Raw genomic sequence first — 22,640 nt, 5'->3', positions numbered from 1 at the left:
AGTTCTCTTTTATTTCTATGATTTACCAATTACCAATAATTACCGAGTAAATGTTTTCTTCATCTATACCACATAGTTGGTGTAGTTCTTTAACTGTCCCCTGTGCTATGAATTTATCGGGGATTCCTATTCGTTTTATATGGGGTGTATATCCATTGTCGGACATGAATTCTAATACAGCACTTCCGAAGCCTCCTGTTATGCATCCATCTTCTACGGTTATGATTCGTTTGTATTTTTGGGCTACTTCGTGAAGAATTTCTTCGTCAATGGGTTTGACAAAAATCATATCGTAGAGAGCTGCTTTTACACCTGTCTTTCGGGCCCGCTCTACGGCTTGTCGTGCCGCGACACCCGCAGTCCCGATACTCAGTACGGCTATCTCATTTCCGTCATAGAGCTTGCGACCTTTCCCGATAGGAATTTCGTGCATAGGGCATTCCCAATCGACATGACTTCCGCAACCGCGAGGATAGCGAATGGCAAACGGCCCGCGGTCGGATAGTTGTGCTGTGTACATGAGATGTCGCAGATAATGTTCGTCCATAGGTGCAGCAATAGTCATATTGGGTATGCAACGCAAATAGCACATATCGAATGCACCGTGGTGGGTAACCCCGTCTTCTCCCACGAGTCCAGCGCGGTCGATACAAAATGTTACCGGTAAGTTTTGTATGGCGACATCGTGAATGACTTCGTCGAATCCTCTTTGGAGAAAAGTCGAATAGATACTGCAAAATGGTTGTAATCCTTCTTTGGCCAAACCAGCGGCAAAGGTGACGGCATGTTCTTCGGAGATACCGACATCAAAAGACCTTTCGGGAAATTTCTCCATCATGAAACAGGTAGAACTTCCCGTTGGCATTGCAGGTGTGATAACTGTTATTTTATCGTTTTTTTTAGCCAATTCGACAAGCGTGAGTCCGAATACATCTTGAAATTTGGGAGGTTTTTGCTCTTCTGTTGTGGTAATTCTATCGCCCGTTTCTGGATTAAAACAGCCCGGAGCGTGCCAAATAGTCGGTTCTTTTTCGGCCGGAGCATATCCTTTCCCTTTGATCGTACGTAGGTGAAGTATTTTCGGACCGGTCATATCTTTTATATCGTTGAGTTTATTGACGATATTAACCACATTGTGCCCGTCTATGGGACCGAAATATCGTATATTTAAACCTTCGAAAATGTTTTGTTGCTTGGTTAGTAAAGCTTTTAGGCTATTGTTGAAACGTAAAATGGCCCCCCTGTGTTCATCGTCTATCAGATTTAGCTTACGTAGGGTACGATAAGCATCGTATCTGAGTTTATTATAGCTTTTCGATGTAGTGATGTTTACTAGATATTCGTTTAGCCCTCCGACATTATGGTCGATTGCCATATCGTTGTCGTTCAGTATGATGAGCAAGTTATTGGGACTGATGGATGCGTTATTCAATCCTTCGAAAGCTAATCCTCCGGCAATGGATGCATCTCCGATGACAGCAATGACTTTTCTTTCTTTTTGTTCGTGTTTCAGTTGTGTAGCAATGGCCATGCCTAATGCTGCTGATATGGAATTAGATGCATGCCCGGCAATGAAAGCGTCGTATTCGCTTTCGGCTGGGTTTGGAAATCCACTCAATCCGTTGAGTTTACGACAAGTATAAAACCTGTCTCGTCTTTCAGTTAAAATCTTATGCCCGTAGGCTTGATGTCCCACGTCCCAAACTATGCGGTCGTATGGAGTGTCGAATACATAGTGTAAGGCCACGGTCAATTCCACGGCCCCCATGCTAGACCCAAAATGTCCCGGATTATGGGCGAGAGTATTGATAATGAAATGCCTGATTTCGTCACACACTTGGGGTAGCTCGCTAACCTGTAATTTTCGTAAATCGGCGGGTGTGTTTATTTGTTTCAGTAGTTCTGTATTGTCGGGGTTCATTTTTAGTCTCTTTTACGTAAATACAATGGTACTATTTACCTTTACTCTCTTGCTTCCATCGTTTGTAGAGTGGAACGAATACAATGATTCCCGAAGCAATGATAGCGAACAGAGCTTGCCCGTCGATGCCTCTTCCCCTAATTAGAAGAACGCATAAGAATACCCATAATAAGGCTATGCATGAAATACGGAACGTATTATATTTTCTCATGTTAATCCATAGGTTTGTTAGTGCGCTTATATATACGCCTAAGTTAACCTACAAATATAAATATTCTTTTGCAATCCATGAAAATATTGTATCAATTTCATTTTATAAAGTTGGTAAGGCAGGGCGTGTGTGAAATGAAAAAGGCTTGTGTTAAGCAAGCCTTTTTCATGATTTTGAGCTATTCTATGTTTTTTCTCACTTGGGTGAGGTATTCTTTCATTTTTATAGAATCTTTACGCTCGATAATATCGAGGAGAGACGATAATTGCTTCTGTATTCTCCGCACTTGGTCGGGGGTATTGGGATTGAAAAGAATTTCGGTTAGCAGGTAGTCGTCCTCCGAAAGTAGCCCCCTTGCTATGTCCATATGTTTTTTGAATGTCGTGCCGGGAGCCTCTTGATGTTTCATAATCGAGGCGAACACCAGCGTCGAAGTGAATGGAACCGAGAGCGAATAAGCTATGGTTTCGTCATGCTCTTTAAAACTGTATTCGAATATATTCAATCTCAGTCGCTGGTAAATATCTTTGAAAAAAATTTTGCCCATGTGGTCGCCTTCGGTAATGATGATTGTATTTTGTGTACTTAGGTCGCTCAAATTAGCGAATGTCGGTCCGAACATAGGGTGTGTCGATACGAATGGGTGTCGGGCTTGGGCGTAAAATTCGGGTAATCCGGTCTTGACCGAAGCAATATCCGATAGGATTGTGTGAGCCGGTAAATAGGGGAGAACGGTTTGAAACGCTTCTATCGTATATTTTACGGTTGCCGCATTGATGACTAAGTCGGGAGTAAAATCTTGTATTTCTTCTGGCCGGGTCATTCGCAAAGTATTGAATGCGAATCTCAGTCGATGAGGGTCTATGTCGTATAGGGCGATTTCATGGTCGAAACTGAGTACATCGGCAAAGAAAGAGCCCATTTTTCCGGCTCCGAGAATTACTATTTTCATTGTTTTTATTTATTAATAATATCCATTTGTTGATGTACCGATTCTTCGTGAATGGCTTGCATCACTTCTTTCATGAATTCTCCGCTCATTCCCAACTCAACGGCTTGTGCCATGCGTTTTTGTAGGATTTCGTCATAGCGGTTAGTTTGCAGCACGGGCATACTGTGCTCTTTTTTATATTGCCCGATTTCTCTGGATATGCGCATGCGTTTGGCTAACAGTTCGAGTAGTTGATTGTCGAGGTTGTCTATTTGGTGACGTAGTTCCGATAGGTTTTCTGTCGTCTGTGTGGTCTCTCGTATTACCAACATGTTGAGTATATAGTCCAGAGCGTCGGGGGTCACTTGCTGATTTTTATCGCTCCATGCACAATCGGGGTCGCAATGGGATTCAACGATTAGTCCGTCGAATCCCAGATCCATCGCTTGTTGGCTCAATGGAGCTACAAGTTCGCGTTTACCACCGATGTGGCTAGGGTCGCAAAAAATAGGAAGATTGGGGAGACGGCGACGTAGTTCGATGGGAATGTGCCATTGAGGCATATTGCGGTACAACTGTTTGTCGTAGCTGCTAAAACCCCGGTGTATGACTGCCAGTCGGTGGAGACCAGCGTTATAAATGCGTTCGACGGCTCCTATCCATAGTTCTAGGTCGGGATTTACCGGATTCTTGATGAGTACCGGAATGTCTACACCTTTCAGTGCGTTGGCTATTTCTTGAACCGCAAAGGGATTGGCGGTCGTGCGTGCTCCGATCCATAAAATGTCGATACCATGTTTTAATGCTTCGAATACGTGCCGTTCAGTGGCAACCTCTGTTGCCGTGTACATACCGGTTTTTTCTTTGACGTGTTTTAACCAAGCAAGGCCTTCTACGCCTATACCTTCGAATCCGCCCGGTTTGGTACGAGGCTTCCATATACCTGCACGAAATATTTTAATGCCGCGCTCGGCGAGGCTTTTCGCTGTGGTCATTACTTGCTCTTCGGTTTCGGCGCTACATGGGCCAGCTATGATAATAGGGCGTTTAGAGTCTATTCCGGGAAGTAAAATTGATTGTAAATCTTCCATAATGGTATTGTTATTTATTTGATTTGATTTTTTCTATACGGTGTAACGCTTCTTGCATCTTTTTTTCGGGGGCGCAAAGCGAAATGCGAATATATCTGTTCCCTCGACTTCCGAAAATGAATCCCGGGGTAATGAAGACGTGCGCGTTGTATAATATTTCGTCGGCTAACGATTCGGCATCTGTTGCACTATCGGGAATTTTTCCCCATACGAACAATCCTGCTTGTGACGGATCATAACTGCAACCGAGAGCTTTCATGATTTTTTCTGCGATATCACGTCGGTTACGGTACACTTCGTTTAATTGGTCATACCATTCTTGACCGCATGACAATGCTTTTGTCGCAGCCATTTGTAGCGGACGGAACATTCCTGAATCGATATTACTTTTCACTTTCAAAATCCATTCGATAAATTGAGGGTTGGAAGCAAGCATACCGATTCGCCAACCGGACATATTGTGAGATTTGCTTAAAGAATTCATTTCGATACAAATGTCCTTAGACCCGGGGACAGCTAGTATACTCATCGGATTGTCGTTGAGAATGAAACTGTACGGGTTGTCGTTCACGATGATTATGTTGTGACGTTTCCCGAAATCCACCAGCTTGGTAAACAATTCCATAGATGCTTTGGCTCCCGTAGGCATATTGGGATAGTTGACCCACATTAACTTTATACGATCGAGCGGTAACGATTCTAATTGCTTGAAGTCGGGTTGCCAATGGTTATTTTCGTCGAGGTCGTAGGTGAAAATTTCGGCTTCGGCCAGTCGGCTGACGGAACTGTATGTGGGGTATCCCGGATTGGGAACCAATACCCCGTCTCCGGCATTGAGAAATGCCAAACTGATGTGCAATATACCCTCTTTGGACCCTATAAGGGGTTGTATTTCTTTTTGAGGATCGAGTGTTACATTGTACCATCTGTTATACCAATCGGCGAAGGCTCGGCGTAGTTCGGGTAGGCCTATGTAAGGTTGGTATCCGTGAACATCAGATTTCCGGCTCTCCGTACACAGGGTTTCAATCGTTTCGGGGTGGGGCGGCCTGTCAGGCCCGCCTATGCCCAGATTGATAATATCCAAACCGCGGGCATTTAGTTCGGCTATTTCTTTCAACTTTTTTGAGAAGTAGTATTCGCTTATGTTATTTACCCGATTAGCGGGTCTGATATTAAAGGGGTTGATTGAATTCTGCATATTCTCCAAGTATTTTAAAGTCTTTTGTTAGAGGTCTTATTGCTTCGAGGGATTGTTTGTATCGAGTGAAATTATCAAATGTAAGGTCTATATAAAATCGGTATTCCCATTCTTTCCCGATAATGGGCATGGACTGTATTTTGGACAAATTGATGTCATAGAAAGAAAGTATGGTGAGTACTTTTGATAAACTGCCTTGTGTATGTGGCAAACTGAAAACAAGTGAAGCTTTGTTTATGCGTTTGCCTGCTATTAAAATTTCACGGTGAGAAGGATCGGCAAGAATTAGAAAACGAGTGAAATTTCGTTTATTGGTTTCGATACCTTCTGCCAAGATATTCATGTTATAGATTTCGGCAGCTAGTTTACCGCAAATGGCAGCATGGCCCGAAAGATGACGGTGTGAAATTTCTTGGGCACTACCGGCCGTATCGTCTTTTTCTACGACTTTCATTTTAGGGTGAGCTTGTAAAAAATCACCGCATTGCATTAATGCCATGGGGTGAGAGTTCACTTCGAGGATATCGTCCATAGTTTCTCCCGGTAGTGCGGCCAGTACGTGAGAAATACGTAATTTATATTCTCCTATGATACTTAATTCACTTTTTCGTAATAGTTCGTGATTCTGTAAAATGCTGCCTGCAATGGTGTTTTCAATGGCAATGATACCCAATAAAGAACGGTCGTTATTCATGCGGTTGAACATTTCGGGAAATGTCGAGCAGGGAACCGTTTCTATTTCTTCTTCCCCGAAATAAGATCGGGCGGCGGCCTCGTGGTAGCAACCGGCTATGCCTTGTATGGTGACTTTTTTATTCATAAGCAAGATAAATAAAAAATCCCGTTCGTATTGAACGGGATTTTATCATAAGTTTCTTAATTGTTTTCTATTTCTTTTTTTTGCATAAAACCCCGTTTCTATTTTTCTCCAAAATAAAAATAAAAGTAAAAGTAATATGCAAAATCAAAATTCTTCATTGCCTGTCAAATATAAGTTTGATGTTGCAAATGTAATGAAATCATTTTTGAATCCAAACAAATAGTTATATATTTTTGAATAAAACGAGATTTTTTTTATCGCATCGTTTTGTCTATGGTATTTGAAACTTGCTTTGTATGTGACGAATAGGAGAAAATTTTGCATAACGGCGATGTCTACGGATTTTTTCGCTATCTTTGTCGTGAATGTAAAGGTAAGTTGAGCCGGGCATGACTAAATAAATTGGTTTCCATCTTCGGTTATACTATCTTTGAAGTACAAATAATTATGTATTTATGGAAACTTCGGAATTAACACTTTTTTCTGCAATGTGTGAGTCTTTTTGTACGGCAGTGGAGAAGGCTCGTGCAGAGGCGATGTCCTTGACCGATATGTATGTGCAGGTGAAATACGATGAACAGTTGTTTTCGGTATTTGATGATACTGAAAGTATATTGGTGCAATCGGTAATTGATGGATTGGACGAGTGGCGAGATTCCAGTGGAGAACGTTCGGATGCTGCGATAATTGCTTTTCTGAGGAAGGTGTTGAGTCATGAAGATGTGAATCATGCTTTACATTCGCTGGATATTATACCCCCTTTTTCTGTCGTGTTGGTAGATAATGAGATGGAGCCCGTTGCCGATTTGGTTACATTGGACGATGAGAATATCTATTTGCACGATGATTTTTGGGAAAAAATGGATAAAGAGCTTGACGATTTTTTTGAACAATTGATGTCCGATACGAAATAAGGTGGGGTATTGGGGTTCAAAGGAGGCTGCTCTTGCGGAGTGGAAAGTCTTTTCACGATATAGGTAGAAAGAAAAAAATTAATAATAATTTGATTATCGAAAGATAAGCACTAATTTTGCGCTCTCAAATTTGCACGCTTTTTGTGGAAAGTTGAGAATAAATTTGTGAGTCTAATTTAATAAAATCATAAGAATGAACGTTTCGCATCAAAACACTGACAACCTGAATGCCGTGATTTCGATTGAAATTTCAAAGGCTGACTATCAGGAAAAAGTAGACAAATCTCTTCGTGCTTATGGGCAAAAAGCGAATATTTCCGGATTCAGAAAAGGGAAAGTTCCTTTTAGTATGCTCATGAAGATGTTTGGAAAATCGGTTCGAGTTGAAGAAATTAATCGTTTGGTTTCCGAGTCTCTGTACAATTATATTCGTGATAATAAGCTCAATATCTTGGGCGAGCCGATGACCGCAGAAGATATGACTGTCGATTTGGATACACAAGACGATTTCACGTTCCGTTTTGATGTGGCATTAGCCCCCGAATTGAATGTAAAGGTCGATAAAAAAATAAAAGTACCTTACTATACGATTACTGTCGATGATGACATGGTAAAACGTCAGAATGAATCCTTTTTGTCACGTTTTGGTAAACAGATTTCGGTAGATGAGTCTACCGATGAAAGAGACCTTATCAAAGGTTCGATGGTAGAAATGGTAAAAAAAGGGACTCCGGTAGAAGGGGGAATTACGGTCGAAAGTACCATCGTTTCTCCTGCATATTTCAAGAATGACAAGGAAAAAGCTAAATTTGCCGGTGTGAAGAAAGGTGACAAAGTGATGTTCAATCCTTCGAAAAGTTGTGATGCTTCGGTCGCAGAACTGGCCTCTATGTTGAATATCGATAAGGAAAAAGCTGCCAATGTGACATCGAATTTCGAGATGACAGTGACAGATATCACACATTTGCAACCTGCCGAATTGAATCAAGAATTATTTGACAATGTATTCGGTAAAGATGTTGTAAAAACAGAAGAGGAATATTTTGCTAAACTTCGTGAAATGATAGCACATCAATTGGTTCCTGAAAGCGATTATAAATTTTCGATTGATGCACGTGCTGCGATAGAAAAGGCAGTAGGTGAGTTTGATTTGCCCGATGCATTTTTGAAACGTTGGTTGTTGGCTACCGATAAAAATCGTAAAGCTGAAAATATCGATGAGGATTTTGCGAAGATGGTTCCCGATTTGAAATGGCAGTTGATTAAAGAACAAATCGTAAAACAATTCGATATTCATGTCGATGATGCCGATTTGTTGGCTTTGGCAAAACGGGTAGCGGCAAGTCAGTTCGCACAATATGGTATGACAGGTGTTCCCGATGATGTTCTCGAACGTTATGCTAAGGAAATGTTATCGAGCAAAGAGTCTCGTTCGCGTCTTATTGACCAAGCTACGGAGCAGAAGATTCAAACTGTTATTAAGGAGTCTGTAACGCTTACGGCCAAAGAAGTGACGATGGATAAATTCCAGAAAATGTTTGAAGTTGCCGAGTAATAAAATCGATATAATTATCGATAGCCCCGAGACGTAATGGCTTCGGGGCTTTTCATTGTTTGAAATCTTCCAATATAGTTAATTGATGCTTGTAGTTCGGTTGATGTATTATTTTTTGTGAAGATATTGGTAAAAAAGACCGGGCTGCAGAATTTTATTTGGGGTATAATTGTTTTTATTTATATCTTTGACTAAAAATAGGGATTAAAAAAACAATCTAAAAACGATATAATTATGACTAATGATTTTAGAAAATATGCGGTAAAACATTTGGGTATGAATGGACTTGCCCTTGATCAATATGCGCAGTTTACCAGTAGCTATCTTTCCCCTTCTATTATGGAGGAGCGCCAACTGAATGTAACCCAGATGGACGTGTTTTCGCGTTTAATGATGGACCGTATAATCTTTTTGGGAACTCCTATCGATGATTATACATCGAATGTTATAGAAGCACAGTTGCTTTATCTCGATTCTGCCGACCCGGGTAAAGATATATCTATTTATTTCAATACTCCCGGAGGGTCGGTATATGCCGGGTTGGGTATCTACGATACCATGCAGTTCATAAGCAGTGATATTTCTACGATCTGTACAGGTATGGCCGCCTCGATGGGCGCTGTATTGTTGGTTGCAGGGACAAAGGGAAAACGTTTTGCTTTGAAACATTCCCGGGTTATGATACATCAACCGATGGGAGGCGCACAAGGTCAGGCTTCGGATATAGAGATTACGGCAAGGGAGATACAGAAACTTAAAAAAGAACTCTATACCATTATAGCCGATCATTCGGGAAACTCGTATGAGCGTGTGGAGAAAGATTCCGATCGTGATTATTGGATGACTGCTCTTGAAGCCAAAGAATACGGTATGATTGACGACGTATTGGTAAAATCTATGAAATAATATTCTAGGAATGGCTAAGGGCGAAAAGTGTAGTTTTTGCGGAAGAGGAGAAAATGAGGTAAGATTATTAATGCCGGGGCGTGACGGTTGTATTTGCGACGAGTGTGCCGAGCAAGCCTATCTCCTTTCCGAAGAATATTTGCATAAAAAGAAAAAAGCGAGTTCCAAATGGACCGTATCCCGAGAGGATTTACCTAAACCGGAAGAGATAAAAACATTTCTCGATCAGTATGTTATCGGGCAGGACGATGCTAAACGTTATTTGTCGGTCTCGGTCTATAACCATTATAAACGTGTTTTGCAGGTAGCCGATAATGATGATGTTGAGATTGAGAAATCGAATATTATTATGGTTGGCCCTACTGGAACCGGAAAGACCTTGTTGGCGAAGACGATTGCTCGTTTATTGAAAGTTCCGTTTACGATTGTCGATGCTACTGTCTTGACCGAGGCCGGTTATGTGGGCGAGGATATCGAAAGCATTTTGACCCGTTTGCTGCAAGTTGCCGATTATGATGTCGAGGCGGCTGAGCGAGGTATTGTGTTTATCGACGAGATCGACAAGATTGCTCGTAAAAGCGATAATCCTTCGATTACCCGTGATGTTAGCGGTGAGGGCGTACAGCAAGGTTTGTTGAAATTATTGGAGGGTTCTATCGTAAATGTTCCGCCGCAAGGCGGGCGTAAACACCCCGAGCAGAAAATGATACCGGTGAATACAAAGAATATTTTGTATATTTGTGGTGGGGCTTTCGACGGGATAGAACGCAAAATCGCCATGAGGTTGAACACCCATGTTGTAGGTTATAATGGAGGTGGTAGCAATGGTCGTATAGATCGGGAAAATCTGTTACAGTATATTGCACCCCAAGATTTGAAATCGTTTGGTCTTATTCCTGAAATTATAGGACGATTGCCCATTTTAACCTATTTGCAACCTTTGGACAAGGCCGCGCTACGGAGAATTCTGGTAGAGCCTAAGAATTCGATTATCAAACAATATATCAAACTTTTCGAAATGGACGGAGTGCAACTTTCGTTTGATGAGGATATGCTTGATTATGTTGTCGAAAAGGCCGTAGAGTTCAAGTTGGGAGCCCGAGGGTTGCGCTCTATTGTCGAAACGATTATGATGGATGCTATGTATGAAACGCCTTCTTCGACAAAAAAGAAATTGCATATAACACGTAGCTATGCAGAAAAGAAGTTAGAAAAAGCAAAACTATTGGCAGTATAAGAAAAAACAGTAAGAAAAAATTTGGTAATTAAGAGGAGTTGTTTATAAATTTGTTTGACCGATAAAGGTCGGCGAATATACATAACGAGAAAGAGAGTAACCGTATGGCAAAAGAAGTAAATTTGACTGAGGAACTGAAAAGGAATTTCGGATTCGATACATTTAAGGGAAATCAGGAAGCGATTATCAGAAATTTGCTTGCCGGGAATGATACATTTGTATTGATGCCTACCGGAGGAGGGAAGTCGCTTTGTTATCAATTGCCGTCGTTGATTCTTGACGGTACTGCGATAGTTATTTCGCCTTTGATTGCATTGATGAAGAATCAGGTCGATGCTATGCGGAATTTCAGTGCCGAAGATGGTGTCGCTCATTTCATAAACTCCTCTTTGAACAAAACTGCGATAGACCAAGTAAAAACCGATATTTTATCGGGGAAAACCAAATTGTTATATGTTGCTCCTGAATCCTTGACGAAGGAAGAAAACATTGATTTTCTTAAACAGGTGAATGTGTCGTTTTATGCGGTAGATGAAGCCCATTGTATTTCGGAATGGGGACATGATTTCCGTCCTGAATATCGACGTATCCGACCTATTATTAATGAGATTGGCGTACGTCCTGTAATAGCTCTTACCGCGACTGCGACTCCGAAAGTCCAGCATGATATACAGAAGAATCTGGGCATGTTGGAAGCTACTGTATTTAAGTCGTCGTTTAATCGTCCTAATCTTTATTATGAGGTTCGCCCGAAAACAGCGAATATCGATAAAGACATTATTAAATATATAAAATCGCAGGAGGGTAAATCGGGTATAATCTATTGTTTGAGTCGAAAGAAAGTAGAAGAACTGGCAGAATTGTTACAGGTAAACGGAATTCGTGCGCTGCCATATCATGCCGGAATGGACTCTGCGACTAGGACTCAGAATCAAGATGCATTCTTGTTGGAGAAAATAGATGTTATCGTTGCCACGATAGCCTTTGGTATGGGGATTGATAAGCCCGATGTCAGGTATGTCATACATTACGATATACCCAAAAGTCTGGAAGGCTATTATCAAGAGACGGGACGAGCCGGTCGAGATGGAGGAGAAGGTCAGTGTATAACTTTTTATATCAATAAAGATTTACAGAAACTCGAAAAATTCATGCAGGGAAAACCCATTGCCGAGCAAGAGATTGGTAAACAGCTTTTGTTAGAAACTGCTGCTTATGCCGAGTCTTCTCTTTGTCGTCGCAAGATTTTACTGCATTATTTTGGAGAAGAGTATGAGGAAGATAATTGTGGAAATTGTGATAATTGCCTAAATCCTAAAAAGCAAGTGGAAGCAAAAGATCAACTTTGTGCGGTTCTTGAAACTATTATTGCACTGAAAGAAAAATTTAAAGCCGAATATGTGATAGATGTCTTGTTAGGTAAAGAAACGAGCCAAATACTTTCGTATCAACATGAAGATTTAGAGGTGTTTGGAAGCGGACAGGGTGAAGATGAGCGCACGTGGAACGCCGTCATTCGACAAGCATTGATAGCCGGCTACATAGGTAAAGATATTGAGAATTATGGACTATTGAAGGTAACGAAGGCTGGGCATGCGTTTTTGAAGAATCCGGTTTCGTTTAAGATTGTCAAAGATGTCGATTTTGACGAGGTGGAGGAAGAAGTGCCCATGAAAGGTGGAGCTTCTTGTGCAGTCGATCCCGAGTTATATTCTATTTTGAAAGATTTGCGAAAGAAAATCGCTAAACGATTGGAACTTCCTCCGTATGTGATTTTTCAAGACCCTTCATTAGAAGCTATGGCGACAACCTATCCGATTACAATTGAGGAGTTACAAAATATTCCGGGGGTAGGAGCAGGTAAAGCGAAACGTTACGGAGAAGAATTCGTTAAAGTCATCAAAGCTCATGTGGAAGAAAATGAAATTGAGCGTCCCGAAGATTTAAGGGTGCGTACGGTTGCCAATAAGTCGAAATTGAAAGTATCCATTATTCAGGCCATCGACAGGAAAATTGCACTTGATGAATTGGCCGAGTCGAAGGGCCTTGAATTTGGAGAGTTGCTCGACGAGATAGAGGCGATTGTTTATTCGGGAACGAAAATCAATATCGACTATTTCCTGCACGAGATTATGGACGACGAGCATATCGACGATATTTTTGACTACTTCAAGGAGAGTGAAAGCGATAGTCTCGAAGATGCCATTGAGGAGTTTGGTATGGAGTATAGCGAAGAAGAAATTCGTTTGATACGTATCAAGTTCCTTTCAGAGATGGGAAATTAAAAGCCGAGAAATAATAGTAAAAAAGCGACATTCCGATAATCGGTTGTCGCTTTTTTATTTTAGCTTTTGGGGTGATAAATAATTTAAAAATCTTCATGTATAGATAATAGCTTGCCGAAAAATAATTATCTTTGCATGCAATAAAATTCTAATGAACCCCATTATGTCATTTGTTGCAGAAAAAGTGGTGATGGACGGATTAACTTTTGACGATGTTTTGTTAATCCCCGCTTACTCCGAAGTCCTTCCTCGTAATGTCGAGTTGTCGACGCAGTTTTCACGCAATATCCGATTAAATATTCCATTAGTTTCGGCAGCCATGGATACGGTAACCGAGGCGCAATTGGCTATTGCTATCGCTCGTGAAGGAGGAATTGGAGTCATTCATAAAAATATGAGTATCGAGGCTCAGGCCCGTCAAGTTCATGCTGTTAAACGAGCTGAGAATGGAATGATTTATGACCCTGTGACAATCAAGTGTGGGTCGACGGTGCGCGAAGCGTTGTCTATGATGAGTGAATACCATATAGGAGGGATTCCCGTAGTGGACGATAAAAATCTTTTGGTGGGTATTGTAACGAATCGGGACTTGCGTTTTGAACGCGATTTGGAAAGATTGGTAGACGAGGTAATGACCAAAGACAATTTGGTGACGACTTCACAATCCACCGATTTGCAACAGGCTGCGGATATTCTTCAAAGGCACAAGATAGAGAAGCTCCCGGTTGTCGATAAAGACGGCCATTTGGTAGGGTTGGTTACTTATAAGGATATAACGAAAGCCAAAGATAAACCGTTTGCTTGTAAAGATAAATTAGGTCGGCTGCGTGTGGCTGCGGGGGTCGGTGTTACAGCCGATTCGATGACTCGTGTGGATGCGTTGGTAGAAGCCGGAGTCGATGCTATCGTTATAGATACGGCGCATGGACATTCTAAGGGCGTAATCGGTGTATTGAAAGATATAAAAGCAAAATATCCAGATATCGATGTCGTTGTGGGAAATATTGCGACGGGTGAAGCCGCTAAATTTTTGGTGGAAGCCGGAGCCGACGGAGTGAAAGTAGGTATAGGTCCCGGTTCCATTTGTACGACCCGGGTGATTGCCGGTGTCGGGGTTCCTCAATTATCTGCCGTTTATGACGTGGCGAAAGCATTGAAAGGAACAGGTGTGCCATTGATTGCCGATGGTGGAATTCGTTATTCGGGTGATATTGTAAAAGCATTGGCTGCTGGGGCTTACTCGGTTATGTTGGGCGGTATGCTGGCTGGTGTTGAAGAATCGCCGGGAGAAACGATCATATTCAATGGACGTAAGTATAAGTCATATCGGGGTATGGGATCTCTCGAAGCGATGGAGAAAGGTTCGAAAGACCGTTATTTCCAAGCTAATGAGACTGATACTAAAAAATTGGTTCCCGAGGGAATTGCGGCTCGTGTTCCCTTTAAAGGATCTTTATATGAAGTAGTTTATCAGATGGTCGGCGGTTTGCGTGCCGGAATGGGATATTGTGGAGCTAAGGATATAGAGGCTTTACATGATGCTAAGTTTACTCGTATTACCAATGCTGGTGTAGCCGAAAGTCACCCTCATGATGTGTCGATAACCAGCGAGGCTCCGAATTATAGTAGAGGATAACTTTTCCGATAAGGAAGGTGGATTTTTATTTTTGGGAAGAATACACTATTTTAGTGATTACGATATAATTTTCTTATATTTGAAGCGTTAAAATAGTGTATTATTTTTGTTGATAACTCGGGACTATCAAGTCTCAATAAAATGTAGTGCATAACACAATGAAAAACAAATGGCTCTTAGCGGCTTTGCTTGCCGGAAATTCTTGGTTTGGAGGGGGGGCTACCGATGTCGACCCTGTTATTATGAGAGTGAATAATAAAGATATTCACAAATCGGAATTTGAGTATATCTATAATAAGAACAGCCAGCAACAAATCGATCATAAATCTCTCGATGAATACGTTACACTATTTAAGAACTATAAGTTGAAAGTCGCCGAGGCCGAAGCTATGGGGATTGATACGACTTCGGCATTTAAAAATGAATTGGCGGGGTATAGAGAAGAGTTGGCTAAACCCTATTTGATCGATGCTTCTGTTGATGACCGTTTGGCATATGAAGCTTATGACCGAATGAAAGAAGATGTGGAGGTAAGCCATATTCTCATAGGATTGAATGCTCGGACTCCTGAGGACCGAGCCGAGGCAAAGAAAAAAGCCGAATCGGTATTGGCTGAAATCAAGGCGGGTGAAGACTTTGGAATGTTGGCAGAGAAATTCAGTGAAGACGGATCGAGGCAGAATAAGGGATATTTAGGATTTATTAGAGGCGGACGTACGGTTTATCCTTTTGAAAAGGCTGCTTTCGCATTACAAGCGGGAGAAGTTTCCGATATAGTGGAAACCCAGTTCGGATATCACATTATAAAAGTACATAGTCGTCGTCCCAATCCGGGAGAGTTTCTATTTTCCCATATCATGATATTAGTGCCTCGTGGTGCTTCTGATGAAGTAAAAGCGCAGAAAGAATCCGAGATACGAGCCATTTATGAAGAATTGAAGTCGGGAGCCGATTTTGCTACGATGGCAAAGGAGCGATCGGAAGATAAGGCTTCTGCCGTACGAGGTGGAGAATTACCGTGGGTGAGTAGTGGACAATTTGTAAAAGAGTTCGAGGATGCTGCATTTGCTCTTAAAAATAAAGGTGATATTACAGAGCCTGTATTATCCCCCTATGGCTGGCATATCATTAAGTTAATGGACCGGCGGGATATTAAGCCGTTTGAACAAATGCGCTCGGAGATTACGCGAATGATGGCACGAGACGAAAGAGGTAGCATGGCTCGTAATGCGATGGTGGCTAAATTGAAAAATGATTATGGTTTTTCTTTGGAAGAATCGCAGAGGGCGAAGTTGATGAAATTGGCTGGCGATTTAGGTAAAGTCGATTCTTCTTATATAGCGGCTATTCATAATGACCAAAGTGTTTTATTCTCGTTTGAGAACCATTCATATACAGTGGCCGATTTTGCCTCGTTTTTGTCCAAAGGCCGAGATGTGACGGTCAATGCACCCGATTATATTTCGACTATGATTGGTTATATGGCCGATATGGAAATATTAGATTTCGAGAAGGCTCATTTGGAAGATAAGTATCCCGATTTTCGCAATTTGATGAATGAATATCGAGACGGCATGTTGCTGTTTGAAATCAGCAATAGGGAAGTTTGGGAAAAAGCATCGAAAGATACCGAGGGCTTGCAGAAGTTTTTCAAGAAAAATAGGAAAAAATACAAATGGGATAAACCTCATTATAAAGGATTTTTGATTCAATGCTGTGATGCGGCTACCGCCGATGGCATAAAGAACCGGATTAAAGAACTCGATGACGATTCTGTAATCGTCGTGTTGAATCGAGAGTTCAATACCGACTCTTTAACAAGAGTAAAAGTGGAACGAGGCTTGTTTGTTGAGGGAGATAATGAAAAAATTGATGAATTGGTATTTAAGGGAGCTCCGGTAAAAGCCGATGAGAAGTTGCCGATAGCTTTTGTGTCTGGTAAACTATTGAAGAAGATGCCGGAGGCGTATACCGATGTGAGAGGACAAGTGACGGCCGATTACCAAACTTACCTTGAAAAAGTTTGGGTGAAGAAACTCAATAAAAAATATCCGGTAGAAATCTATGAAGATGTCCTAAAAACAGTTAATAGGCCGTAGTTGCCATTATTTAGTCGTAATTTAGCGGATATTTATGTAGGTAATATAGATGTATAAAGTCTCGATAATAGTATTATGCGCAGCATTTTCGGCATGCCTTTTTACGGCATGCCGAAGTGGGTTACAGAGCGATGAAAATTCATTGGTACAAGTGGGCGATGAAATACTATCGCGTCAAGAGCTTGCCGATGCCATGCCGGAGGGACTTTCGCGCGCTGATAGTACCGATTTTGCCGACAAGTATATCCGTCGATGGATTTGTGATGTATTACTATATCGAATGGCACAAAAGAATATTCCCGATATAGAACGTATTGATGCATTGGTTGAGAAATACCGACGAGATTTAGTCATATTCGAATATCGTAAGAGATTGGTTAATGAACGGATGACAAAGTCTTTTGATGAACAAGAAATGCTGGATTATTATGAGCGAAACTCAGAAATGTTTCGTTTGCATGAAGCCATCTTGAAAGGGTTGTTTCTTAAAGTACCGGAGAATACGCCCAATCTTGGACAGTTGAAAAAATGGTATTGTTCTACAAATCCCGATGGAGTAGAAAAGATCGAGAAATATGCTTTGAAAAATGCGGTGATCTATGACTACTTTTATGACAAGTGGATACCGTTTGAAGAAATCGTCAATAATATTCCATACGAGTTTGGAGATGCTGAATCCTTTTTAAAGACACATCATAAGTTGGAATTTAATAAAAACGGATATTGGTATTTACTGAATATTACAGAATATCGTTTGCCGGGAGAAGAAATGCCTTATGATTTTGCTCGGGCTCAAATTCAGGAAATTTTGACAAATAGCAATCGGTTGAACTTTGATCGGGAGCTGGAAGAAAATCTGTATCGGGATGCCGAGAAGTCGGGTGATATAAAGTGGTTGTATAAAGGTGAGAAATCTATTGAAAAAGAGAGTATAAAATAATTGAATTATGCGTAAAGTTACTGATTGGCTTTTATTTTTCTTTATGGCGGTGTCTTTGCCGGCTTTTTCCGATGACAATGTTATCGATGAGGTTGTATGGATAATAGGAGATGAAGCTATTTATAAGTCTGAGGTTGAAGAGCAATATCGACAAATGCAATACGACGGACAACGTATCGATGGCGATCCTTATTGTGTAATACCCGAACAGCTTGCCGTGCAGAAACTTTTTCTGCATCAGGCGAAACTGGATACGATTACAGTTCCTGATGCTACTGTTTTTCAACAAGTAGAGGCTCGTATCAATTATCTGATCGCTAATATCGGGTCGAAGGAAAAAATGGAAGAATACTTTAAAAAACCGGTAACCGAAATTCGTGAAGAGTTGGCGAATGTAATTCGTGATCAGGGAACCGTACAGGAAGTACAACGGAATTTGGTAAAAGATGTAAAAACCACACCGGCCGAGGTGCGTAGGTTTTATAATCAATTGCCGGCCGATAGTATTCCTTATATTCCCATGCAGGTAGAAGTCCAAATTATTACTTTGAATCCTAAGGTTCCGCAGCAGGAAATAGATAATGTGAAAGCTCGATTGCGTGATTTCAGCGAACAAGTAAATAAAGGCGAGCGAGATTTCTCTACTCTTGCGGTTCTTTATTCCGAAGATCGGGGATCTGCCATGATGGGAGGAGAAATGGGCTTCGTGAGCAAAAGCAATTTGGTGCCGGAGTTTGCCAATGTCGCGTTTAACTTGAATGACCCGAAGAAGGTTTCTAAAATTGTGGAGACCGAATATGGTTACCATATTATACAGTTGATAGAGAAGAGAGGCGACCGTATAAATGTTCGGCATATACTACTTCGTCCGCACGTTTCCGAGAAAGATATATCCGATGCTTTGGTTCGTCTCGATTCGTTGAGGGTAGATTTGATAGATAAGAAAATATCGTTCGATGAAATAACCCAATATGTTTCGCAAGACAAGGATACTCGCAATAACAAGGGACTTATGGTAAACCCTCAAACCGGAAATTCTAAGTTCGAGATGGGACAATTGCCCCAAGATGTGGCTAAGGTGGTTGCCGATTTGAAGGTGGGCGAAATTTCGAAACCGTTTGTCATGACCGACGAACGTAAAAATAAAGAGGTGGTTGCAATCGTAAAACTGAAAAACAGAATAGATGGACATAAAGCCAATATGTCTGATGATTATCAAACCTTAAAAGCTATTGTAGAGGAAAAGAAGAAGACCGATATATTGAATGAGTGGTTGGCTAAGAAGCAGAGCGAGACATATATCCGCATAAAAGAAGGTTGGCGAAACTGCGAATTTAAGTATGACGGTTGGATAAAGAAATAAGATCGACGCCAATGGGGCATCAAAAAAGAATAAGAGATGAAAAGAGAAGGCATAAAATACTGGTCGGTATTTTATGCCTGCTTACTCTTGGTATGTGGGCGGCATCGGGCACTCCCGAAAAGAAACTTCCTAAACAGGACGATCCCGATAAAGTGTACTTGGTGAATAGTGACGAACTTACTTTCGATAAGGAGCAGAGTGCCGATTATCGAGTATTGAGGGGAAATGTCGTCTTTCGGAAAGATAGTATGTATATGTACTGCGACAGTGCATATTTTTATGAGAAAGACAACTCACTCGATGCATTTAGTAATGTTCGCATGGAGCAGGGCGATACTCTGTTTATTTATGGAGATGTGTTATATTATCGTGGAGATGAGCAGATAGCTCGACTGCGGAATAATGTGCGCATGGAAAACAGAGATGTAACTTTGTTTACCGATAGTTTGAATTATGAGATGATTCCGAATATCGGCTATTATTTCGATGGGGGAAAATTGGTTGATTCTCAGAATGAATTGACTTCTGTATACGGTCAATATTCCCCCGATACCAAACAGTCGGTCTTCAATTTCGATGTGCAGTTGGTGAATGAAAAATATACATTATATTCCGATACGCTCGAATATAATACACAGACTAAGATTGCCGATATTGTGGGCCCTTCGACTATTGTGTCGGATAGTAATATCATTTATTCGTCGGCGGGTTGGTATAATACCGAAACTGATAAATCGATGCTTTTGGATCGTTCTTTGGTTACGTCGAAAGGACAGAGCCTTACGGGAGATACGATTTTTTACGATAGGCGATCGGGATTCGGCGAAGTGTTCGGTAATATGGTGCTCAACGACTCCATTCGTTCGGTGATTATGGAAGGGCAATATGGTTTCTACAATGAAAGAACCGAGTATTCGTTTGCGACAGATTCGGCACGCTTGTTGGAGTTTTCGCGAGGCGATACGTTGTATTTGCATGCCGATACTCTTAAATCTCACTTGGTATTGCCCGATTCCACCCGTCTTTTGCAGGCCTATCATGGTGTGAGATTTTTTAGGATAGATGCGCAGGGAGTTTGTGATTCTATGGAGTTTACGTCGGTAGATTCGCTCCTTCACATGTATAAACTCCCTATCATTTGGAATGAAAATTATCAGATAACCGGAGATACGATTCGTATACACATGAATGACAGTACGGTCGATTGGGCTTTGATTCCCGGGTCTGCTTTTGCTGCACAGCATAAAGATTCTGTTTTTTATGATCAAGTTTCCGGTAAGGAGTTGAAAGCATGGTTTGAGCAAGGGCAGTTACGTCAAATAGATGTAAACGGCAATGCTCAAACGATTTTCTATCCTCAGGAACGGGATTCGACATTGACAGGGCTGAATAAAGCCGAAAGCGGATTTTTGAGAATGTACTTGAAAAATCAGCAGATGGAGAAGATAATTATTTGGCCTCAACCGCAGGGAAGCATGACTCCGTTGGACTTGATAAAGCCCGAGCAGCTATATTTACCAGCCTATAAATGGTATAGTGATTTGAGGCCGGTAAGCCCCGAAGACATATTTCGAAAACCAGAAGTGAAAATAGAAGTTGTTGAAGAGAAAAAACATCGCTTCAATCATTAAGATTTGGTCGAATTATGAGTGATATCATACATTTATTGCCCGATTCTGTGGCTAATCAAATTGCAGCTGGAGAAGTGATACAACGTCCGGCCTCGGTAATTAAAGAATTGGTGGAGAATGCTGTCGATGCGGGTGCTACGTCTATTCAGATTATTTTGAAAGATGCAGGACGTACTCTTATTCAGGTGATAGACGACGGCAAAGGAATGTCTCCGACCGATGCCCGGTTAGCCTTCGAACGTCATTCGACTTCTAAAATTCGTTCGGCCGACGATTTATTCTCGCTACGTACGATGGGGTTTCGAGGAGAAGCGTTGGCTTCTATCGCCGCTATTTCTCAGGTAGAGCTTCGTACGCGCAGAGTCGACGATGAGGTAGGCACTTGTATACGTATGTCGGCTTCCCAATGTGAAGGGCAGGAGGCGATTTCTACTCCTGTGGGGAGTAATTTTGCGGTAAAAAATATCTTTTTTAATGTGCCAGCACGACGTAAATTTCTTAAATCCAATCAGGTGGAATTGAGCAATATACTCAATGAGTTTGAGCGTATGGCATTGATTAATACTCAGATTAGTTTTATTCTCGTCCATAATGACTCGGAATTGTATAATTTGCCGGCTACCAATTTGAGGCAGCGTATTGTTGCACTTTTTGGTAAGAGTCTTAATCAGCAGTTACTTTCTTTGGGAACGGAAACGTCTTTGGTGAAGATTTCGGGTTATGTGGGGCGTCCCGAAGCTGCTCGCAAAAGAGGAGCATTACAATATTTTTTTGTAAATGGCCGGTATATGCGCCACCCATATTTTCATAAAGCGGTGACGATTTGTTACGAACATTTGATACCGGTCGGTGAAATGCCCAATTACTTTATCAATCTTACGGTCGATCCCGAGACGATTGATGTGAATATCCACCCGACTAAGACCGAAATAAAATTTGAGAACGAGCAGCCCATCTGGCAAATTCTTTCTGCCTCTGTAAAGGAAGCATTGGGAAAATTCAGTACGGCTCCCTCTATCGATTTCGATATGGAAGATGCACCGGAAATTCCAACATCGAAGCCGGGCACACATGTTCTTCCCCCTACGGTTCATGTGGATACGACGTATAACCCTTTTCGAGCAGGAGGTGGCGGTTCTTCTGTGAAGAGACCGAATTATGATTGGCAGCAGCTTTATAGCAGCTTTAACAATACAAAAGAAGGTTCGACCGTTCAGCCCGATTCAGACAACGATTTTCCGTCTAAATTGGATTTCTCTGATGGATATGTTTCTAATTTTTCTAGTGAAGGGGAACAATCGGTTTTTCCTGAGTTCGAGTCGAAACTGAATCAAAGCGGTAGGACTGTGTTGCAGTTGAAAGGGAAATACATTATGACTTCTTCGGCTGAGGGGTTAATGGTGATAGATCAACATCGGGCTCATGGCATAATTTTGTTTGAGCGTTTTATGGTGGGAATATCCTCTCGCGAAATGGCTTCGCAACGTGTTTTGTTCCCCGAAATCATGCAATTGACAGTCTCTCAATCAGAAACTTTACATGGAATCTGGGAAGAATTGATAGCGCTTGGATTCGATTTAGCCGATATGGGGCAGAATAGTTATTCTATCAATGCGATACCGGCCGGTATAGAAGGGATAGATGTACGAGACCTTATTGGGCAAATGCTTGTAACTGCTTCGGAGAAAGAACATGATGCAAAGGCTTCGTTGCAAAAGCGTATGGCTTGGACTTTGGCCGAGACTGCTGCTGTACCGGTGGGACAGTCTCTTTCTCAGGAAGAAATGTTGTCTATGGTCGATGATTTGTTATCTTTGAAAACACCAGCTTATACACCCGATGGCAAATCGGTTTTTATCATCGTTTCGTATGACGAGTTGCAGAAACGGTTTAATTGAT

At 41.5% G+C, this 22,640-nt stretch carries 17 protein-coding genes; 11 read left to right on the top strand and 6 right to left on the bottom strand.

Going from position 1 to position 22,640, the window contains the following annotated elements:
- Positions 1–22 precede the first annotated feature (22 nt).
- From dxs to NBH06_RS04630, 6 genes are all read right to left on the bottom strand, one after another.
- Positions 23–1,921, bottom strand: coding sequence for a 1-deoxy-D-xylulose-5-phosphate synthase (dxs, locus tag NBH06_RS04655; protein ID WP_195632379.1), 1,899 nt, complete (start codon positions 1,919–1,921; stop codon positions 23–25).
- A 31-nt stretch (positions 1,922–1,952) separates the two neighbouring features.
- The gene (locus tag NBH06_RS04650; RefSeq protein WP_008861781.1) at positions 1,953–2,132 is read right to left on the bottom strand and encodes a hypothetical protein; all 180 of its coding nucleotides are present in this window, start codon (positions 2,130–2,132) and stop codon (positions 1,953–1,955) included.
- 178 nt (positions 2,133–2,310) lie between these two features.
- Positions 2,311–3,084: a prephenate dehydrogenase gene (locus NBH06_RS04645; RefSeq protein WP_250793023.1), complete on the bottom strand. Its 774-nt coding sequence runs from the start codon at positions 3,082–3,084 to the stop codon at positions 2,311–2,313.
- 5 nt (positions 3,085–3,089) lie between these two features.
- A complete protein-coding gene (locus tag NBH06_RS04640; protein WP_046414001.1) occupies positions 3,090–4,154 on the bottom strand; it encodes a bifunctional 3-deoxy-7-phosphoheptulonate synthase/chorismate mutase type II in 1,065 nt (354 codons plus the stop codon).
- Between the two features lie 10 nt (positions 4,155–4,164).
- Positions 4,165–5,355, bottom strand: a complete 1,191-nt coding sequence (locus NBH06_RS04635) for a pyridoxal phosphate-dependent aminotransferase (RefSeq protein WP_195632376.1) — start codon at positions 5,353–5,355, stop codon at positions 4,165–4,167.
- On the bottom strand, positions 5,330–6,175 hold the full coding sequence (locus tag NBH06_RS04630) for a prephenate dehydratase (protein ID WP_250793021.1): 846 nt from the start codon (positions 6,173–6,175) through the stop codon (positions 5,330–5,332). The genes NBH06_RS04635 and NBH06_RS04630 overlap by 26 nt, the downstream gene beginning before the upstream one ends.
- Positions 6,176–6,630: 455 nt before the next feature.
- Between NBH06_RS04630 and NBH06_RS04625 the strand changes: the two genes are divergently transcribed.
- The 11 genes from NBH06_RS04625 to mutL all read left to right on the top strand — a co-directional run bounded on the left by NBH06_RS04625 (position 6,631) and on the right by mutL (position 22,639).
- Positions 6,631–7,089 (top strand): hypothetical protein, encoded by a 459-nt coding sequence (locus NBH06_RS04625; RefSeq protein ID WP_046414005.1) that lies wholly within the window; start codon positions 6,631–6,633, stop codon positions 7,087–7,089.
- A 193-nt stretch (positions 7,090–7,282) separates the two neighbouring features.
- Entirely contained in the window at positions 7,283–8,644 is a 1,362-nt protein-coding gene (gene tig, locus NBH06_RS04620) for a trigger factor (protein ID WP_250793018.1), read from the top strand.
- Positions 8,645–8,878: 234 nt separating this feature from the next.
- Positions 8,879–9,550: an ATP-dependent Clp endopeptidase proteolytic subunit ClpP gene (clpP, locus tag NBH06_RS04615; RefSeq protein ID WP_008861788.1), complete on the top strand. Its 672-nt coding sequence runs from the start codon at positions 8,879–8,881 to the stop codon at positions 9,548–9,550.
- A 10-nt stretch (positions 9,551–9,560) separates the two neighbouring features.
- The gene (gene clpX, locus NBH06_RS04610) at positions 9,561–10,787 is read left to right on the top strand and encodes an ATP-dependent Clp protease ATP-binding subunit ClpX (RefSeq protein ID WP_250793016.1); all 1,227 of its coding nucleotides are present in this window, start codon (positions 9,561–9,563) and stop codon (positions 10,785–10,787) included.
- 104 nt (positions 10,788–10,891) lie between these two features.
- On the top strand, positions 10,892–13,072 hold the full coding sequence (recQ, locus tag NBH06_RS04605; protein WP_008861790.1) for a DNA helicase RecQ: 2,181 nt from the start codon (positions 10,892–10,894) through the stop codon (positions 13,070–13,072).
- A gap of 163 nt (positions 13,073–13,235) precedes the next feature.
- Positions 13,236–14,708 (top strand): IMP dehydrogenase, encoded by a 1,473-nt coding sequence (guaB, locus tag NBH06_RS04600; RefSeq protein ID WP_021891394.1) that lies wholly within the window; start codon positions 13,236–13,238, stop codon positions 14,706–14,708.
- Positions 14,709–14,866: 158 nt separating this feature from the next.
- Complete coding sequence (locus NBH06_RS04595) at positions 14,867–16,807, top strand: peptidylprolyl isomerase (protein WP_250793014.1); 1,941 nt, start codon at positions 14,867–14,869, stop codon at positions 16,805–16,807.
- Positions 16,808–16,856: 49 nt separating this feature from the next.
- Positions 16,857–17,747, top strand: a complete 891-nt coding sequence (locus NBH06_RS04590; RefSeq protein ID WP_195491377.1) for a peptidylprolyl isomerase — start codon at positions 16,857–16,859, stop codon at positions 17,745–17,747.
- Between the two features lie 7 nt (positions 17,748–17,754).
- Positions 17,755–19,110, top strand: coding sequence for a peptidylprolyl isomerase (locus NBH06_RS04585; RefSeq protein ID WP_195491378.1), 1,356 nt, complete (start codon positions 17,755–17,757; stop codon positions 19,108–19,110).
- An 11-nt stretch (positions 19,111–19,121) separates the two neighbouring features.
- Positions 19,122–20,741: an OstA-like protein gene (locus NBH06_RS04580; protein ID WP_008861795.1), complete on the top strand. Its 1,620-nt coding sequence runs from the start codon at positions 19,122–19,124 to the stop codon at positions 20,739–20,741.
- Between the two features lie 14 nt (positions 20,742–20,755).
- Positions 20,756–22,639, top strand: coding sequence for a DNA mismatch repair endonuclease MutL (gene mutL / locus NBH06_RS04575; RefSeq protein WP_155012593.1), 1,884 nt, complete (start codon positions 20,756–20,758; stop codon positions 22,637–22,639).
- Position 22,640: the final 1 nt, after the last annotated feature.

It is taken from the genome of Barnesiella sp. B2-R-119 (assembly GCF_023656675.1).
Taxonomy (GTDB): domain Bacteria; phylum Bacteroidota; class Bacteroidia; order Bacteroidales; family Barnesiellaceae; genus Barnesiella; species Barnesiella intestinihominis.
The sequence above is the reverse complement of the archived record's forward strand: the minus strand, read 5'-3'. Positions and strand labels throughout refer to the sequence as shown.

What these genes read in the sequence shown, in the direction of transcription:
- clpP (WP_008861788.1), top strand. Translation starts at nt 8,879, where the DNA reads ATGACTAATGATTTTAGAAAATATGCGGTAAAACATTTGGGTATGAAT.
- NBH06_RS04625 (WP_046414005.1), top strand. Translation starts at nt 6,631, where the DNA reads ATGGAAACTTCGGAATTAACACTTTTTTCTGCAATGTGTGAGTCTTTT.
- NBH06_RS04585 (WP_195491378.1), top strand. Translation starts at nt 17,755, where the DNA reads ATGCGTAAAGTTACTGATTGGCTTTTATTTTTCTTTATGGCGGTGTCT.
- mutL (WP_155012593.1), top strand. Translation starts at nt 20,756, where the DNA reads ATGAGTGATATCATACATTTATTGCCCGATTCTGTGGCTAATCAAATT.
- NBH06_RS04650 (WP_008861781.1), bottom strand. Translation starts at nt 2,132, where the DNA reads ATGAGAAAATATAATACGTTCCGTATTTCATGCATAGCCTTATTATGG.
- NBH06_RS04630 (WP_250793021.1), bottom strand. Translation starts at nt 6,175, where the DNA reads ATGAATAAAAAAGTCACCATACAAGGCATAGCCGGTTGCTACCACGAG.
- NBH06_RS04645 (WP_250793023.1), bottom strand. Translation starts at nt 3,084, where the DNA reads ATGAAAATAGTAATTCTCGGAGCCGGAAAAATGGGCTCTTTCTTTGCC.
- NBH06_RS04635 (WP_195632376.1), bottom strand. Translation starts at nt 5,355, where the DNA reads ATGCAGAATTCAATCAACCCCTTTAATATCAGACCCGCTAATCGGGTA.
- NBH06_RS04590 (WP_195491377.1), top strand. Translation starts at nt 16,857, where the DNA reads ATGTATAAAGTCTCGATAATAGTATTATGCGCAGCATTTTCGGCATGC.
- clpX (WP_250793016.1), top strand. Translation starts at nt 9,561, where the DNA reads ATGGCTAAGGGCGAAAAGTGTAGTTTTTGCGGAAGAGGAGAAAATGAG.
- NBH06_RS04640 (WP_046414001.1), bottom strand. Translation starts at nt 4,154, where the DNA reads ATGGAAGATTTACAATCAATTTTACTTCCCGGAATAGACTCTAAACGC.
- guaB (WP_021891394.1), top strand. Translation starts at nt 13,236, where the DNA reads ATGTCATTTGTTGCAGAAAAAGTGGTGATGGACGGATTAACTTTTGAC.
- NBH06_RS04595 (WP_250793014.1), top strand. Translation starts at nt 14,867, where the DNA reads ATGAAAAACAAATGGCTCTTAGCGGCTTTGCTTGCCGGAAATTCTTGG.
- tig (WP_250793018.1), top strand. Translation starts at nt 7,283, where the DNA reads ATGAACGTTTCGCATCAAAACACTGACAACCTGAATGCCGTGATTTCG.
- recQ (WP_008861790.1), top strand. Translation starts at nt 10,892, where the DNA reads ATGGCAAAAGAAGTAAATTTGACTGAGGAACTGAAAAGGAATTTCGGA.
- NBH06_RS04580 (WP_008861795.1), top strand. Translation starts at nt 19,122, where the DNA reads ATGGGGCATCAAAAAAGAATAAGAGATGAAAAGAGAAGGCATAAAATA.
- dxs (WP_195632379.1), bottom strand. Translation starts at nt 1,921, where the DNA reads ATGAACCCCGACAATACAGAACTACTGAAACAAATAAACACACCCGCC.